This is a genomic window from Neobacillus sp. S1115 (assembly GCF_055385565.1).
On sequence record NZ_AP038275.1, the window covers coordinates 2,350,462 to 2,366,900 of the forward strand.

At 40.0% G+C, this 16,439-nt stretch carries 18 protein-coding genes; 12 read left to right on the plus strand and 6 right to left on the minus strand.

The annotated features are described in order from the left end of the window. Nucleotide 1: 1 nt before the first annotated feature. Together ACZ5B7_RS11455 and ACZ5B7_RS11460 are read left to right on the plus strand one after the other, a co-directional pair. On the plus strand, nt 2-220 hold the full coding sequence (locus ACZ5B7_RS11455) for a hypothetical protein (protein ID WP_423801946.1): 219 nt from the start codon (nt 2-4) through the stop codon (nt 218-220). Further along, entirely contained in the window at nt 217-1,320 is a 1,104-nt protein-coding gene (locus ACZ5B7_RS11460; RefSeq protein ID WP_464493823.1) for a GerAB/ArcD/ProY family transporter, read from the plus strand. The genes ACZ5B7_RS11455 and ACZ5B7_RS11460 overlap by 4 nt, the downstream gene beginning before the upstream one ends. A 55-nt stretch (nt 1,321-1,375) precedes the next feature. Here ACZ5B7_RS11460 and ACZ5B7_RS11465 read toward each other — a convergent pair whose 3' ends face one another. The 3 genes from ACZ5B7_RS11465 to ACZ5B7_RS11475 all read right to left on the minus strand — a co-directional run bounded on the left by ACZ5B7_RS11465 (nt 1,376) and on the right by ACZ5B7_RS11475 (nt 3,787). Beyond that, nucleotides 1,376-2,140: a sulfite exporter TauE/SafE family protein gene (locus ACZ5B7_RS11465; RefSeq protein WP_464493824.1), complete on the minus strand. Its 765-nt coding sequence runs from the start codon at nt 2,138-2,140 to the stop codon at nt 1,376-1,378. Between the two features lie 121 nt (nt 2,141-2,261). After that, nucleotides 2,262-2,546 carry a hypothetical protein gene (locus tag ACZ5B7_RS11470; protein WP_423801949.1) on the minus strand — a complete coding sequence of 95 codons (285 nt, stop codon included), beginning with the start codon at nt 2,544-2,546 and terminating at the stop codon, nt 2,262-2,264. Nucleotides 2,547-2,560: 14 nt separating this feature from the next. Further along, complete coding sequence (locus tag ACZ5B7_RS11475; RefSeq protein ID WP_423802601.1) at nt 2,561-3,787, minus strand: MFS transporter; 1,227 nt, start codon at nt 3,785-3,787, stop codon at nt 2,561-2,563. 187 nt (nt 3,788-3,974) lie between these two features. Between ACZ5B7_RS11475 and ACZ5B7_RS11480 the strand changes: the two genes are divergently transcribed. From ACZ5B7_RS11480 to ACZ5B7_RS11505, 6 genes are read left to right on the plus strand one after another with little or no spacing between them, the layout of a single operon-like run. Further along, nucleotides 3,975-4,742, plus strand: coding sequence for a phosphosulfolactate synthase (locus ACZ5B7_RS11480; RefSeq protein WP_464493825.1), 768 nt, complete (start codon nt 3,975-3,977; stop codon nt 4,740-4,742). After that, nucleotides 4,727-5,260 carry a histidine phosphatase family protein gene (locus ACZ5B7_RS11485; RefSeq protein WP_464493826.1) on the plus strand — a complete coding sequence of 178 codons (534 nt, stop codon included), beginning with the start codon at nt 4,727-4,729 and terminating at the stop codon, nt 5,258-5,260. Before ACZ5B7_RS11480 ends, ACZ5B7_RS11485 begins: the two co-directional genes overlap by 16 nt. Nucleotides 5,261-5,279: 19 nt before the next feature. Then, the gene (locus ACZ5B7_RS11490) at nt 5,280-5,993 is read left to right on the plus strand and encodes a phosphoadenylyl-sulfate reductase (RefSeq protein WP_464493827.1); all 714 of its coding nucleotides are present in this window, start codon (nt 5,280-5,282) and stop codon (nt 5,991-5,993) included. A 29-nt stretch (nt 5,994-6,022) separates the two neighbouring features. Beyond that, nucleotides 6,023-7,192 carry a sulfate adenylyltransferase gene (gene sat / locus ACZ5B7_RS11495; RefSeq protein WP_464493828.1) on the plus strand — a complete coding sequence of 390 codons (1,170 nt, stop codon included), beginning with the start codon at nt 6,023-6,025 and terminating at the stop codon, nt 7,190-7,192. Then, nucleotides 7,179-7,778: an adenylyl-sulfate kinase gene (gene cysC, locus ACZ5B7_RS11500; RefSeq protein WP_464493829.1), complete on the plus strand. Its 600-nt coding sequence runs from the start codon at nt 7,179-7,181 to the stop codon at nt 7,776-7,778. The genes sat and cysC overlap by 14 nt, the downstream gene beginning before the upstream one ends. 32 nt (nt 7,779-7,810) lie before the next feature. Then, nucleotides 7,811-8,365 carry a hypothetical protein gene (locus ACZ5B7_RS11505; protein ID WP_464493830.1) on the plus strand — a complete coding sequence of 185 codons (555 nt, stop codon included), beginning with the start codon at nt 7,811-7,813 and terminating at the stop codon, nt 8,363-8,365. Nucleotides 8,366-8,413: 48 nt separating this feature from the next. Here ACZ5B7_RS11505 and ACZ5B7_RS11510 read toward each other — a convergent pair whose 3' ends face one another. After that, entirely contained in the window at nt 8,414-9,031 is a 618-nt protein-coding gene (locus ACZ5B7_RS11510; RefSeq protein WP_213140525.1) for a YitT family protein, read from the minus strand. 349 nt (nt 9,032-9,380) lie between these two features. On the opposite strand from ACZ5B7_RS11510, the gene ACZ5B7_RS11515 reads away from it, so the two are divergent. Both ACZ5B7_RS11515 and htpG read left to right on the plus strand, forming a co-directional pair. Then, on the plus strand, nt 9,381-10,853 hold the full coding sequence (locus ACZ5B7_RS11515) for a PAS domain S-box protein (protein WP_464494472.1): 1,473 nt from the start codon (nt 9,381-9,383) through the stop codon (nt 10,851-10,853). 167 nt (nt 10,854-11,020) lie between these two features. Further along, the gene (gene htpG, locus ACZ5B7_RS11520) at nt 11,021-12,901 is read left to right on the plus strand and encodes a molecular chaperone HtpG (RefSeq protein WP_464493831.1); all 1,881 of its coding nucleotides are present in this window, start codon (nt 11,021-11,023) and stop codon (nt 12,899-12,901) included. Nucleotides 12,902-13,352: 451 nt separating this feature from the next. On the opposite strand, the gene ACZ5B7_RS11525 is transcribed toward htpG, so the two are convergent. Next, nucleotides 13,353-14,210, minus strand: coding sequence for an MBL fold metallo-hydrolase (locus ACZ5B7_RS11525; protein ID WP_464493832.1), 858 nt, complete (start codon nt 14,208-14,210; stop codon nt 13,353-13,355). 74 nt (nt 14,211-14,284) lie between these two features. Continuing rightward, the gene (locus tag ACZ5B7_RS11530) at nt 14,285-15,154 is read right to left on the minus strand and encodes a cation diffusion facilitator family transporter (RefSeq protein ID WP_464493833.1); all 870 of its coding nucleotides are present in this window, start codon (nt 15,152-15,154) and stop codon (nt 14,285-14,287) included. A 357-nt stretch (nt 15,155-15,511) separates the two neighbouring features. Between ACZ5B7_RS11530 and ACZ5B7_RS11535 the strand changes: the two genes are divergently transcribed. Both ACZ5B7_RS11535 and ACZ5B7_RS11540 read left to right on the plus strand, forming a co-directional pair. Then, entirely contained in the window at nt 15,512-15,643 is a 132-nt protein-coding gene (locus tag ACZ5B7_RS11535) for a YezD family protein (protein ID WP_464494473.1), read from the plus strand. A gap of 75 nt (nt 15,644-15,718) precedes the next feature. After that, nucleotides 15,719-16,438 carry a phosphoadenylyl-sulfate reductase gene (locus ACZ5B7_RS11540; RefSeq protein WP_464493834.1) on the plus strand — a complete coding sequence of 240 codons (720 nt, stop codon included), beginning with the start codon at nt 15,719-15,721 and terminating at the stop codon, nt 16,436-16,438. Nucleotide 16,439: the final 1 nt, after the last annotated feature.

The window sequence follows — 16,439 nt, forward strand, 5'->3', positions numbered from 1 at the left end:
TATGGATATAGCGATTGTTTGGTTATCTGTTGCCATTTATGTTGTGATTATTTTTAAGGCGAAAATTATTGATAAAAAAGAGCGTAAATGGGTGTTCCTGTTCATTATTTTAACTGTCGGATGCACTGTTTTGACGGGTCTGCATCTTTCATTAAATAGTGTTACCATATTTTTAAATGATTCATTTGGAAGGCTGTCAAGAATGGTTGTGAACATATGAGGGAAAAAATCTCCAATCTTCAGTTAATCTTTCTAATCGCAAACTTTATTATGAGTGCAGCAGTAATCAGCCTGCCGCAAATTATCGTTCATACGGGACGGCAGAACGCTTGGCTTGTCCCGATTCTTTCATTTCCATTTTTTATATTGATCATTTATCTGATTTTTGGAAAGAAAGGGAAGGCGGAACGATTTGAACATCTCTTTGCCATCGGGAAGAAAGGGAGCCTATTGGAAAAAGGGATCATCATTTTATTTTTCTTTTTAGCTCTATTTGTTTTTGTACGTGATTTACGGGCGCTTGTTGATTTTGTGGCATCCGTACTGTTGCCAAACACCCCTATTAATATGTTAATGGTTCTATCGACCTTGGTCATCATTTATATCAGCATGGCTGGAATAGAGGTCATTGCAAGAATTAATGCGATCCATTTTTTTATTTTCATCATTGTGGTCCTTTTCCTGCCATTTCTTTTGCTAAACGAACTGGATGCGGGAAATTTGCAGCCGCTCCCAGGACTGCGCTCAGTTAAAGCATTAACGAAATCTGTTTTTATATCCTTCTCCTGGATAGGGGAACTGTTTTTTTTCATTCTGATTATCGCAAATGTGAACCCGTTAAAAGCAGCTAGAAAAGCAGTAATATCCGGTACGGCTTTGGGTGTGTTTCTGTTTTTTATTGTTCTTATTTTAAACATCTCGGTTTTAGGAACAAAAATTGTCCGGGAGGCAGCCTATCCAACCTATGTACTTGTCCAGCAAATCAACTTAACTGATTTTCTTGACCGGCTGGATTTAGTCATTGTGTCAGTATGGATTCCGGTTTTCTTCTGCAAGGTATCATTTCTAATGTATGTGATTAATTTTTGTTTTAGTTATTTCTATAAATCCAATACAAATAAATTTCTTCTGCCGATTGCGTTCACACTCGGGTATTTATCGATTCTATTGTTTAAAAACAGTATGGAACATATCCATTTTTCCTTTTATGCCTGGAATTCAATTGGGATTTTTTTGGAAGGATCCATTGTTATTTTATTTCTTTTTTTGAAAAGAACGGTTCTTAAAAAGAAAGAAAATAACCCAGCTAATACGTCTTGAAGAGAAAAGAAACACGGTATAAACACCGTGTTTCTTTATGGGATACAACTTGTTGTTAGATTAATTTGATCCCACTGAATAAAATCATTATAGCCATGATCGTTCTTAGTGGTTTTGCAGGAAACTTTGATGATAATGTACTTCCAATTAAAACCCCAGGGATGGAGCCTAATAACAGATTCAGTGTTAATAAATAATCGACATTGCCGATTCCGGCGTGCATAAAACCCGCTGCGGTAACTAACAAAAATGCATGGGCTATATCTGTTCCAACCAGTTCCGACGAACCCATCCTGTACAAGTAAAGCATCGCTATGGCAAATAATGATCCGGAACCAATTGAAGTTAATCCGACTATAAAGCCTAATACCGCTCCAATTGTGATGGTTAGAGCCCTTTTTTCCTCCAGAGGTTTTAGCTGCATAGGGTTCCACTCTAATTTCTTCTTCATAAATGTTTTAAACAGGGTGGCTGCTGCTACTAAGATAAGTACATATCCAAGGGCATGCTTGATAATCTGCTCCTGGTTATGGAAGAAGGAATCAAATAAATGAAGCAGACCAACTGCGAAAAGGGCGCTGGGAATGCTGCCGATGGCGAGGTACTTTACGAGTTTTAGATTAATGGTTTTTTGCCGCCAATGCTGGATTGAACCGAATAGTTTTGTAATGGAGTTATAAAACAAGTCTGTACCAACTGCAATCGAAGGACTGATTCCCAATAAAATGAGGATTGGTGTTAACAAGGCAGCACCGCCAACCCCGGTTAGTCCGACCATAAAGCCAATGAAAAGCCCCATGATAATGATGCCGACACTCATTAGGCATACACTCCAATTTCTCTAATCTATATTTCATCAATAAAATATGAAGTAGTTATACGCCTTGTCAGCCCATTTCTTCAAATAAAAAAGAGGACATAAGTCCTCATTGGGAATTTTTTTATTTTTCTTCTTCTTCTTCATTCAATTTGATTTTTTTACAGCCAACATATAGACAAGAGAAGATATCCAGCCCTGGTTTTGCTTTTGTCATCCCTTTGATATAAGGGGTAACAAGATCCTTAAAGTCGAGTCCGGCCCCCTCCTCTTCCAAAATTCCATATACGAACAGTTTTTTCTCATCAAACAAGAAGGCAACATTGCCGACTGCTTTATTGGTGGAATCGACAACATTTAGGACCTGAAAATGAGGAGTAATGACTTCAGGTGAAAAATATATTTGCACTGTTTCCAGCTCCCTTACGTAAACTGCAATTTTTCAAATAGCGTATCATTTTCCTTTTCCTTCGAAGACTCTTTTTTCGCCACATGAATCAGAACCATACATAGTAAAGCGCAAATGAGGGTTAAACCGGCCGTCGTTAAAAACATTCCGGACCGAGACCAATCCATTAATTTACTAAAGATGGGCGGCCCAATGGCAACGCCTAAGAAACGGACGGAGCCATATAAGGAGGTGACGAATCCTCTCCTGTCTGCCGGAACTGAGCCGGTAATAAAGCTGTTAATGCAAGGCAGCACAAGCCCTGTTCCGATACTGCTTATAACAAGTACAGAAAAAAACGGAACCAGCTTTTTAAAGAAAATTAACGATGCAAATGAGCCGGTCATCAAGAGAAGTCCAATAATAATCAGTGCTTTCATCAGCTTCATTTTCTTGCCGATTTTACTTCCAGTGATGTAAGAGGTTGTGGTCATAAATAAAAGTGGGATGGCCAAGATGGCCCCCTTTAATATTCCATCAATTTGATAGTCCTTTTCAAGAATATCTGAAATGTAAAATAAAATGCCAAACAAAGTAAATAAGCATACCGCTCCTGTCAAGTAAGCGGCAAAAAGCCAGCGTCCTTCAGTCTTAAAAACGGAAACAAGGCCTTTTACATATTTTCCAACTGGCGGCGGCTCTTTTTTTGTTTTCTTTTCCTTGATAAAAAAAATGGTTAATAACACGGATAAGAAACAGAAAATCGGAAAGGCAAAGAAGGCCGCGTACCAGAAAATGAGGGCCAATAACGAGCCGATGATTGGACTAATCACTTTGCCAAAACCGTTTGATGCTTCTACTAACCCTAATACCTTACTTTGTTCTCCGCCCTTAAATAAATCTCCTGTTAACGCCATGGCAATTGGTGCTGTTCCCGCTGCGCCTATTCCTTGCATGACCCTGCCGGCAAGAATCCAAGTATAGGAGCTGCCAAACCACGCTGCTGAAGCACCTGCTAAAAGCCCGCCGATACCATATAAAATGAGGGAAGGGATGATGACCGCTTTCCTTGAAAAACGATCGGAAAAATACCCTAATACCGGAATCGAAATTGCTGCTGCAATCGAAAACACCGAAATAACCAAACTTACCTGAAATTGAGAAATATCTAGCTCCGATTTCATTTTCGGGAGGATTGGGATTAACATGGAGTTTCCTAAGACTAAAATCATCGGGATTGAACCAATTGCAAAAATCGTCATGCCTTTGTGTTTTTGTTTTGGCAATGGAGTGCACCCCTATCGTTTAAATAAGCTCTTTTATTGTTTGACGAGGGACATAAGTTTATACAAGGCGAATGCCTAATTTCTAATGAATAGGCCCAATATCTACACATTCACCTAGTTTTTGAATAATCTATCCTAGAAAAAAAGAGGAGGCGTAATGCCTATGGATTTTTTAACACTTCCTGAACGGACTTCCGGCAGCCGAACTTATGGGTTAACCTCTGTCGCCGACTTTGGAACTCCAATGGGAGAATTAAGGAATATATTGGCCGATTACAGCCATATCATTGACATTGCCAAAATTGGAATTGGTTCCGCGTATGTCACCCCCAATTTAAAGAAGAAGGTAGACCTGTATAAGGAATACGGTATCAAGCCTTATTGCGGCGGCACATTATTTGAAAAATGTTATTACCAAAACAAAATCCCGGAATACCTCTCTTATTTATGTGAACTCGGGATTGAATGGGTTGAAGTTTCAAATGGGACCTTGGATATCCCCCTTGACCAGAGGCTGGAATTGATTTATTTGCTAAAAAATAATTTTAACGTGATTGCCGAGGTTGGCTCCAAGGATACCGAGAAAGAGATGCCCATTTCAGAATGGAGAGCAGAAATCAAGCAATTGCTTGAGGCCGGCTGTCAATACGTTATTACAGAAGGGCGTGATTCCGGGACTTCCGGCATTTATGAAAAATGCGGTACGGTTAAGTCTGACCTAATTCAGGAATTAGTCAGAGATTTGGATCCGAATAAGATTATTTTCGAGGCGCCATCAGCAAAGCATCAAATGTATTTTATTAGGGAGCTTGGGCCGAATGTAAATTTGGGTAATGTGAAGCTTTCGGATGTTTTAATGTTGGAGGCCCAGCGCTGCGGTCTGAGAAGTGAAACGTTTTACTTGGAGGCACAGGAATGCAAATTACCTTAATCCGCCATTTGCCTACGGAATGGAATAACAACAATATGCTTCAAGGGAGAAGGGATATCGGAATTACTCCGTTAACCGAGGAATTTCGCAAAGGCATTGCTGAAAACAAAAGCATGTTGAGTGGTCTTGCTCCATTTGAAGTTGTTTTGGCCAGCAGTTTAAAAAGAACGCGACAAACAGCGCAGCATTATGGATTTCAGCCGGAAACCGAATGCTTATTGGATGAATTGGATTTTGGTCCATTTGAAGGCCAGCCAAAGGCAATGCTAGTTGAAGCATTCGGAGATGCCTGGTTAGAGAACCCAAGCAAGCTCGTGTTAGGTGAAAGCATTCATAACCTTGAAAAACGCATTTCCATGTTCTTGGAGAAATATCGGGAATATAAAAACATGTTAGTATTTGGCCACGGCTGTTGGATTCGAGCTATGATTTCCTTTTCAATGCATGGTCATATCGATGAGATGAACAAAGTATTATTGGAAAATAACTCCTTTGTAACGTTAACGATGGATTCATAATCAATTTGGAGGGGTGGGAATGGCTTCGAAACTTACGTATGAAAATTGGGACGAACAAGAAATAGCGGAAATTAGCGGGAAAAGCAGGGATTATTTCGATATTTTAAAGTGGGCATATCAGGAATATGATGGCGAGGAAATTGTTTACGCCTGTAGCTTTGGAGCAGAAGGAATGGTGTTAATCGATTTAATTCATAAAGTTAGCAAACAGGCAAAAATCATCTTCCTTGATACGGGCCTTCATTTCCCAGAAACTTACGAATTAATACATCAGGTGAAAGACCGCTACCCTTCATTAAACATCAAAATGATCGAACCGAAGCTAACTTTATTGGAACAGGCAAAGGAGCACGGTGAAGAGCTTTGGCGTCATAATCCAAATTTGTGCTGCCAGATAAGAAAGGTTGCCCCTTTAAAGGAAGCGCTGCAGGGCGTAAAGGCATGGATTTCGGGGCTCAGAAGGGAACAATCGGCTATAAGGAGCAAAACCCAGTACATCAATAAAGATGAAAAGTTCCAAAATATCAAGATTTGTCCGCTTATTCATTGGACTTGGGATGATATATTGACTTACATTGACTTAAACAAATTGCCTTATAACCCATTACATGATAACGGTTATCCAAGTATCGGCTGCACACCGTGTACCCAGCCGGTTACTGATTCTGGTGACCAGAGGGCGGGTCGCTGGGCAGGACAATCAAAAACGGAGTGCGGGCTCCATTTAACTTAGAGATAAAGAAATTTTGGGAGGTAAAACCGTTGAACAAGAGTATTCCCCATGGCGGGAAATTAGTCAATCGAATCAATCAAGATTATGTAGTGGACTATTCTCTCAATTATGTTGAACTCGATAAATTGGAATTTAGCGATTTGGAGTTAATCGCAAACGGTGCTTACAGTCCAATTGAAGGCTTCATGGGAAAAGCCGACTATGAATCTGTTGTACACGAAATGAGGCTTGTTTCGGGACTGCCGTGGTCACTGCCAATTACTCTGGCAGTCCATCAGACCAAAGCGGCTGAATTAACAATCGGTGAGACCATTAACCTAATTCATAATGACAAGGTTTATGGTGTCATGAAGGTAACCGAAAAGTTTTCACCAGATAAACGGATAGAGGCTGATAAAGTATTCAAGACAACGGAACTTGCCCATCCCGGTGTAAAAAAACTTTTTGGACGTCCCGCTGTTTATCTGGCGGGACCTATCACACTTATAAAAAGACCAGAAAAAGGCCAGTTTGAGGATTTTTATTTAGACCCCTTACAAACAAGGGAAATGTTCCAGCACTTAGGCTGGAAAACAGTTGTTGGGTTCCAAACGCGAAATCCGGTACACCGGGCTCATGAATACATTCAAAAGTCGGCACTAGAAACGGTCGACGGGCTGTTCCTTAATCCTCTTGTCGGTGAGACAAAAGCAGATGATATCCCGGGCGAAATTAGAATGAGAAGCTATCAAGCCTTACTTGAAAATTATTATCCAAAGAACCGGGTGTTCCTGTCCGTTTTCCCGGCAGCGATGCGCTACGCCGGACCGCGGGAAGCGATTTTTCATGCCCTTGTCCGGAAAAATTTTGGCTGCACCCATTTTATTGTCGGAAGAGACCATGCTGGGGTAGGAAACTACTATGGCACTTATGATGCCCAAAAAATATTTTCCCATTTTTCCGAAGAGGAGCTTGGCATCAAGCCGCTGTTTTTTGAACATAGCTTTTATTGTAAAAAATGCGAGAACATGGCCTCTGAAAAAACCTGCCCGCATGACAGGCAATATCATGTCATCTTATCTGGTACTAAAGTCAGGGGGATGCTCAAAAATGGCGAGCAGCCTCCAAAGGAATTCAGCCGCCCAGAAGTCGTTGAAATCCTTATCGAGGGGATGAGGGAAGTCTACAAACTAGAAGGTGTAGGAAATGGGGAAAAGTAATCATCTTACCTGGCATCAATCAACGATCACAAAAACAGACCGGCATCAGAAGAATGGACATAAAAGCTGCGTACTTTGGTTTACTGGTTTATCAGGTTCAGGAAAATCCACGCTGGCAAATGCTGTAGACCAGGCACTTTTTAAAGCAGGCTTTAGAAGTTATGTTTTGGATGGGGATAATATTCGTCATGGTTTAAATAAAGATTTAAGTTTTGGTGTTAGTGACAGGAAAGAGAATATCCGGCGAATTGGGGAAGTGGCAAAACTATTCGTAGACAGTGGTCAAATCGTTTCTTCTGCCTTTATTTCCCCTTTTCTTGAGGACCGGGCGCAGGTTCGTAATATGTTTGAAAACGGGGAGTTCATTGAAATTTTCTTGAATTGTCCGATTCAAATCTGTGAAGACCGGGACCCTAAAGGTTTGTACAGGAAGGCGAGAATTGGAGAAATCCCCGAATTTACCGGAATCTCCTCCCCATACGAAATTCCGAACAATCCAGAAATTATTATTGAAACAGGTCGAATGTCGATTGAGGAATCGGTAAAAGAAATTTTAAATTATTTAAAGGAAAGGAAGATCCTTTAACAGGTCTTCCTTTACCTTATTTGGGGGCTACCGTGAAAAAGAGAATAAATAATATGTCAGGACAAAATCCCCAATCTATTTCAACTCAAAATTACTCCAATACAACGAAATTAGTACTAGGATCTCTCCTTGCTGGAATCGCAGCCATCCTGCAGGCCACCGGATTTTTCACAGGAATTGGCTATGCCTTCAGTATGTTAACTACACTGCCCATTGTTCTTGCTTCCATGTTGTCTTTAAGGATTGGGTTCATGTCTTATGTTATTACCGTTTTCCTATTGGCTATTATCCAGCCCAGCGAGTTGTTTGTATTTCCTTTTACAACAGGATTATTAGGACTTTCCTTGGGAATCGCATTCAAGTTGTGGAAAAGTTGGATTTCTATCACTTTTGCCGGCGGAATTGGTCTCTCGATTGGAATCATGTTTTTGCTTTACGTTTTAGAGTTTCCTGTTTTAGGACCAGCAGTTTCATCTATATTTAATTTTAAAACTTCCATAACAATTTTCCTATTCTCTTTGTTCTACAGTTTAATCTGGATGGGTCTAAGTAAGCGAGTATTTGTATTTTTATCGAGGTATTTTTAGATTTAACGAAATTGATGAAAAAGAGGCTGTCAATTCAAGACAGCCTCTTTATCGTCTTCGCCAGTTGGCAGAAAGGAAAAGTAATCGATTAAATCTTAATTCATAAATAAAATCAATAATATTGGTTGAAAAGAATTGACAAACAATGGCGTACACGACAATTTTATAATCAATCACCAACCCGGTTAATAAAAATATCATCATATTGATGCCCATCATCACTTTTCCTGGACTCCAATTTTTATAGGTAGCAATCATTAGCGCAGGAATGACCATACCGCCGCTTGATGCCCCTGCACGAATCAAAAGACCAACGCCGATGCCAAAAAAGATGCTGCCGCAAACCATATCAAACACCATATGAACGTGATGATGCGGTATTTGGGTTGTAATCACGCTAACAACTGTAGAGGTAGTAGCGACTGATAGAATGGTTCGAAATGTCCATGTATAGCCAAAATATTTTAGCGCAAAAAGTAAGAAGACAATATTGGCCAGCCATAGGGAGAAGCCAAGCGATAAACCAAACCAATAATTCATTAAGATGGCCAGTCCTGCCGCACCGCCGGAAGGGATGGAATGGGGAAATAAAAACAGGGACATTGACAATCCTTGCAAGGTTGCACCAAAAAGCAAACATAGGTAAATTAATACTGTTTTTTTCATTATTTAAAAGAAATAATCTCTAAAAATACTCTTCATACCATTCACTGTTTTACCTCCCTGGACATGCCTTTCTTGTCCATTTTATGAGCGAAGAAAAAAGAATATGTAGGAATATTTTGTGAAAAAACAAAGTTTTCCCAATCTACCAATGTTTTAAATTGCAATATTAGGATTGAAAATCAAAATTATTAAGATTAATATTATAATAAGATTAATGGACTATTATCATATGAAATAGTGAAAATGAACTAGTACACCTAGACCTTTGACAAGCCAAATTGGAAGTAGGATCATTTGACTATTTCTAATTTGGCTTTTTTATAAATAATGAAAGGAACTTTTGATCGTGATGCAAAGTTCTATAACTGATATTAAAAAGGAAAAGCGGATCTTGTTAGAAAAGCATTTAAATGGCAGCCTGAATAGCTATCAGTCTTTGTTCGCGTGCGATTCTGATGCCATTTATGCGATGGATTTAGATGGTTATTTCATTCCATTAAACCCTGCTTGTGCGCTCATTTTTGGATATAATACGGACGAATTATCAAAATTAACGTATATGAAAGTAATGAAATTGGAGCACCTGGATCGAGCCATTTCATTTTTTTACAAGGCAATTGATGGCAAATTGCAGAATTTCGATTGTCAAATCGTTCATAAAAGCGGGAAATTAATTGATTTAAATATGACAAACTATCCGATTGTCATCGATGGTGAAATTGTGGGCATTTATGCAGTAGCCAAGGATATTACGGAACTCAAACAAAAGCGGAAAAAGCTTATGGAAGATATTCAGCAGCGGGAGAATACCTATCGGGATATTGTTGAGCATTCACCTGATGCCGTTGCGATTGTTAAAGATGAGCAAATTCTATTTGCCAACGATACGGCCGTGGAATTAATTGGTGCAAAGGATAAAAATGAAGTGATTGGAAAAAGCGTATACGATTTTTTGGACAGCCCTTACTCTGACATTGTGAAACAACGGGCCAAGAACGTTGAAAACGGCAAGGCTGTTGATTTTATCGTGGAAAAGCTGGTCCGTTTAGATGGGACGATTATTGAAGTCGAAGTAAAAGCCATTCCGGCCATTTATCAAAACGAACCTGCACGTCATATTATCATTCGGGACATAATGGAGAAGAAAAGAACGCAAAAATTGCTTCTCCAGTCTGAAAAGTTAACAGTAGCAGGGCAGCTTGCCGCTGGAATCGCCCATGAAATAAGAAATCCATTAACCGCTATAAAAGGCTTTATTAAACTAATGGATACAGGCCGTGAATTTAATTCTGGATATTTGGATATTATCAATTCTGAAGTGAACCGTATTGAACTGATTCTCAGTGAATTATTGCTGCTAGCGAAACCGCAGTCTATGAAATTTGAGAAACGTGATTTGCCGACCATTTTAGAACATGTTAAAACGCTTGCTGATACACAGGCAATTATGAGAAATATAGGGATTCATATACTTTACCTGACTGAAATCCCTGAAGTTTATTGCGATGAAAACCAGCTTAAGCAAATGTTTATTAATTTCCTCAAAAATTCTGTTGAGGCCATGCCTAAGGGTGGAGAAATCATCATAGAGGTTCAATGTACAGATTCTAACCAAATAAAAATCCGGTTTATTGACCAAGGATGCGGGATCCCGAAAGAGCATCTCGAACGAATCGGCCAGCCATTTTTTACAACCAAGGATAATGGAAATGGATTGGGATTGATGATTAGCATGCAAATTATTGAAAATCACAATGGCACAATAAATATCTCAAGTGATGAAAATGGAACTACGATGGAGATATTACTGCCAATACAGTGAATGGTAGCGGACGGAGGAAAGACCGTCCGTTTTTTTTTATTGACGATATGTGGATTTTATGATATTTAAATAGTTGTTAGCACTCAATGTGATAGAGTGCTAATCATTTGATTTATTGACCTCCTGCAATTATGATGGAAAGGGTAAAAATGGAAGGAGAATTGGGTATGGAAACAAAACAATTTAAAGCGGAATCGAAACGTTTATTAGACATGATGATTAATTCGATTTATACGCATCGCGAAATTTTTCTGCGTGAGTTAATCTCCAATGCCAGTGATGCAATCGATAAAATCTATTACAAAGCATTAACAGATGATTCCTTGGCATTCGATAAAGACAATTACTACATAAAGGTAATCGCTGACAAGGAAAATAGAACTTTACGATTAATTGATACTGGGATTGGGATGACCAAGGAAGAATTGGAAAATAACCTTGGTACGATTGCCAAGAGCGGATCTTTAGCGTTCAAAAGCGAGAATGAACTGAAGGAAGGCTATGATATCATCGGCCAATTTGGCGTTGGTTTTTATTCAGCGTTTATGGTTGCGGACGTAGTAACGGTCATCAGCAAGGCATTAGGAAGCGACGAAGCCTATAAATGGGAGTCACAGGGTGCCGAGGGCTACACCATCGTTCCTTGCGAAAAAGAAACAGTCGGTACTGAGATTATTTTAAAGATCAAAGATAATACCGAAGAAGAAAATTATGATGAGTATTTAGAGGAATACCGTTTAAAAGCAATTATCAAGAAATACTCTGACTTTATCCGCTACCCTATTAAAATGGATGTGTCGAAAAGCCGTCTTCAAGAGGGCAACGAAACGGAGTATGAAGATTATCAAGTCGAAGAAACCATCAACAGCATGGTGCCGATTTGGCGGAAAAATAAAAACGAACTGACAGCCGAGGATTATGATAATTTTTATGCGGAAAAGCGATACGGCTTTGACAAACCGCTGAAGCATATTCATATCAGTGTGGATGGAGCGGTCCGTTATAACGCGATTCTTTATATTCCAGAAAGCATGCCGTTTGACTATTATTCTGCAGAATATGAAAAGGGTCTAGAGCTTTATTCGAGCGGTGTTTTAATTATGAACAAGTGCGCGGACCTCCAGCCTGACTATTTCAGCTTCGTTAAGGGAATGGTCGACTCAGAAGATTTATCTTTGAATATTTCACGTGAGCTGCTCCAGCACGACCGTCAATTAAAGCTAATCGCGAAAAATATTAATAAGAAGATTAAGAGTGAGCTGGTAAGCTTATTGAAAAATGAACGGAAAAAATATGAGCTGTTTTATCAGGCATTTGGCCGCCAGTTAAAGTATGGCGTCTATAGCGAATTTGGCGCTCATAAGGAAGAATTGCAGGATTTATTGATGTTCCATTCCTCAAAAGAGAAAAAGCTCGTAACGTTAGATGAATATGTTTCTAGAATGCCGGAGGACCAAAAATATATTTTCTACGCCACTGGCGGTTCCAATGAGCGGATCGAAAAGCTTCCGCAAACGGAGTTGGTTGCAGACAAAGGCTATGAAATTCTTTATTTTACAGATGAAATTGACGAATTCGCGATTAGAATGCTGATGAGCTACAAAGATAAAGAGTTTAAGTCCGTTTCTAGTGGTGATTTAGGCTTTGAGGCAGATGAAAAGTCTCAGGATTCGGAAGCAGAAGAGCAGGATAACAAAGAACTGTTTGATTATATGAAGGAGACTTTGGCTGGCAAAGTGAAGGATGTCCGTGTTTCTAAACGCCTGAAGTCGCACCCGGTTTGCTTATCAACAGATGGGGAAGTTTCGATCGAGATGGAAAAAATCCTAAATGCAATGCCGAATAACCAGGGAATTAAAGCTGAGAAGGTACTAGAAATCAATGCAAATCACGAGGTGTTTGCAGCCTTAAAAGAATCATTTGCCGGAGACAAAGACAAGCTGACATTATTTACCCACCTATTGTATAATCAGGCGCTGCTAATTGAAGGCCTGCCAATTGAGGATCCGGTTGAATTTACGAATAACATTTGCAAAATTATGGTGTAATGATTGATGAAAGGATTGCCGTGATACGTGATGCGGCAATCCTTTTTATTTTTCTTAATTTTTAGAGTAGAGGCGGGATCAAGGACAAAACCAGGTGAAAAACAGATGAAAATGTCCTTGATAAGCGGGATCAAGGACAAAACTAGGCGAAAAACGGAAGGAAATGTCCTTGATAGGCGGGATCAAGGACAAAACCAGGCGAAAAACGGAAGGAAATGTCCTTGATAAGCGGGATCAAGGACAAAACCAGGTGAAAAACAGAAGGAAATGTCCTTGATAGGCGGGATCAAGGACAAAACCAGGTGAAAAACAGAAGGAAATGTCCTTCATAAGCGGGATCAAGGACAAAACCAGGTGAAAAACAGATGAAAATGTCCTTGATCACCTTTTATAACTAAATAATTCCATAAAAAAACCAGAAAGTGCCTATAGAACCTTAACATAAACAAGCTTAATGAATATTCCCATCCACATATTTACCGTAATCCGGAATCGCTAAGCTATCAAAATTATTAACCAGCCGCTCAAGTCCGCTGGTTAATGCCTCGCCTGCCAGCGGAGCACCATGCCCTGTTATCGCTGTCGAAGGATTTAGTTCAGCCAGCTTTTTAACCGAGTCCCAAGCGGCCCTCCAATCCGTTGTGAAGTATCGAGGCGGACCATTTACTTCCTCCTCCTGGGTCATGACCTTATATAAAGAATCCTGTTTCACATTGATGAATGCATCTCCTGCAATCAACGCTCGGTCTTCATCTCTAAAAAAGGAAACATGTCCAGGGGTGTGGCCTGGGGTGTGGATCCAGCGAAAACCAGGCATATGTGGAACGCTCCCATCAGGAGGAAGTTTTTCTACATGGTTACCGAGGTTAATCGGCTCATTCGGAAACAGCGGTGACATCTTTGCTACCATCCCGCCTTCCACACTGGGGTCTGGTTCAGGGTAGCTCTTTTGCCCGACCAAATAAGGCAATTCAATTTCATGAGCATATACCGGTACCTGCCAATGATTCACCAGTTCGATTATTGCTCCAACATGGTCAAAATGACCATGCGTTAAGATAATCGCTTTCGGGCGGCACCCCTCGCCAAATCGTTCCTCTGCTGCTTCGATAATTTCATCTGCAGACCCCGTCATACCGGCATCTACTAAAACAAACTCGCCGTTCTCAGGGTTACCGACAAAACAAATATTGACGATTTGGATGGTATAAGAAAATAAATCGGGCAAAACCTGAATCCCGACCCCGCTGCCAATAGAAGTGGCCGGAATAAATTTATAATCACTACCATATGACATTTCTTTATCCATTAAACGATCCCCTTATCAATTTCCTAATTTTAGGGATAGTTTTCCGCAGTTTATAACGATTATTCAAAAACAGCTTAGTTAGGCTCCACATGGACATTAACATCAAACACATCGTGTTCCTTGATTAGGGCATTTTCCACCTTTGTGGCAACATCATGTGCCTCCCGAATATTTAGATTGGAATTCACGAGGATTACCACATCAACGACAGCACTGTTGCCATAATTCCGTGCTTTAATGTCCTTTATTCCTTTAACCCCAGTAATCCCTTCAATTGTATTTTTAAAAGAATACATTTCCTTCACATCAAAACCATCGGTTAAGCTGTGGGAGGCATTGCGAAAAATATCCCATGCCGTATTGCAGATAAGAAGTCCTACGATTACTGCTGTAATTGGATCTAGCCATGGCAGATTGAATTGAGCGCCAATAATCCCTGCAGCAGTTCCGAGGCTCACCCAGGCATCAGAGAGATTGTCTTTCGCGGCAGATATTACCGCCTGGCTGTTAATTTTTGAAGCAAGCTTATGGTTATGATGATAGACAGCATACATGACTGCGCCACAAAAAATTCCGGTCACGGCAGAAAGGGGGTCTGGCGACTCGCTCTTTCCGTTGATGATGGTGGTAACCGCATCATATAGCACCTCAATTCCCACGACCATCATGATAAAAGAAGAAACCATGGAGGCAACAGTTTCCGCTTTCCAATGACCATAAGGATGGTCCTTATCAGCAGGCTTTTGTGAAAGTTTTAGCCCGATTAATACAACAATAGATGCGATTACATCGGTACTGTTGTTTAACCCATCGGCTTTTAGTGCCTCCGAGTCGGATGCATAGCCAACTGCCAGTTTTAAAATGGATAGAAAAATGTATGCCAAAATACTGATATATGCGGCTTGTTCTCCTTTTTTTAGTGCTAAATACTTTTCGTTTTCCATATGTATTGCCCCCAACTTTTCATTCCCTTCATTATCTTAGCAATCTATTATTATGTGGGTCTAGAGAAACCTTTTTAGTCCGGACTTAAAATTCTTATATCAGGAAAAAAAGTTTAGTACGGGCAAAACAGACATTCTGCTTTAATGGATAAATAGTTAAAATATTTTCATCATTTATATTGACAAATCCCTATGTGTCTAGTAGGATTAATTTCATCAACCATATATACAAATTCCTATTGGTCTAGTGGGATTAATTTCGACAAATTGAAACAGTAAAATGCCTTTCCTGGATTAGGATGAATTTTTTAGGAAAAGGGGGCGAATCGGCTGAAAACACCAGATGAATGGCAAGAAATTGAGGCACACCTTAGGCCGATGCTCGAATCAATCAAATTCGGATCGATTACACTTGTTGTCCAGGACGGTAAGGTCGTGCAAATTGAGAAAAACGAAAAGGTTCGTCTTCAATCGAATAAAACACGCTGACTAGACAAACTAGAGGCGGTCTTCACCATTAATGGTTGAAGGCTGCCTTTTTTTTAAAGGAATAAGGAGGCTTGCATGATGACAAACGCAGTGACATATGAAAATTGGTATTCCATTTCTGACTCTTTTTCGATTCAAGATGAAACGAAAGGAGCTAAAGCAGTATTGGAATGGGCTTATCAGAATTATTCTGACAATAAAATTGTTTATGCTTCGAGCTTTGGGGCGGAAGCGATTGTGTTGATTGACTTGATTGCTCAGGTGAAACCTGATGCGCACATCGTTTTCTTGGATACAGATCTTCACTTTCTAGAAACCTACGATGTTATCAAAAGGATTGAAGAACGTTTTCCATCATTGAAAATCGAGAAGAAAAAACCTGCATTAACTCTTGATGAACAGGCTGCGCAATATGGGACAGCATTATGGAAACGCGACCCTAACCAATGCTGCCAAATCCGAAAAGTCATTCCTCTTAGGGAAACTCTTACAGCAAGAGATGCTTGGATTTCAGGTCTTCGCAGAGAACAGTCGCCGACAAGGAAAGATACTGAGTTTGTTAACAAAGATGAAAAATTTAAAAATATTAAAATATGCCCGCTGATTCATTGGACATGGGAAGAAGTATGGTCCTATATTCGGGAAAAAGACCTTCCATATAACGAGTTGCATGACCACAACTATCCAAGCATCGGCTGCTTCCCTTGTACGCAAGCAGTTGCCAGTGATGGTGATTCCCGTGCCGGACGCTGGTCCGGCAGCAGTAAAACCGAGTGTGGATTACACTCATCGTAAG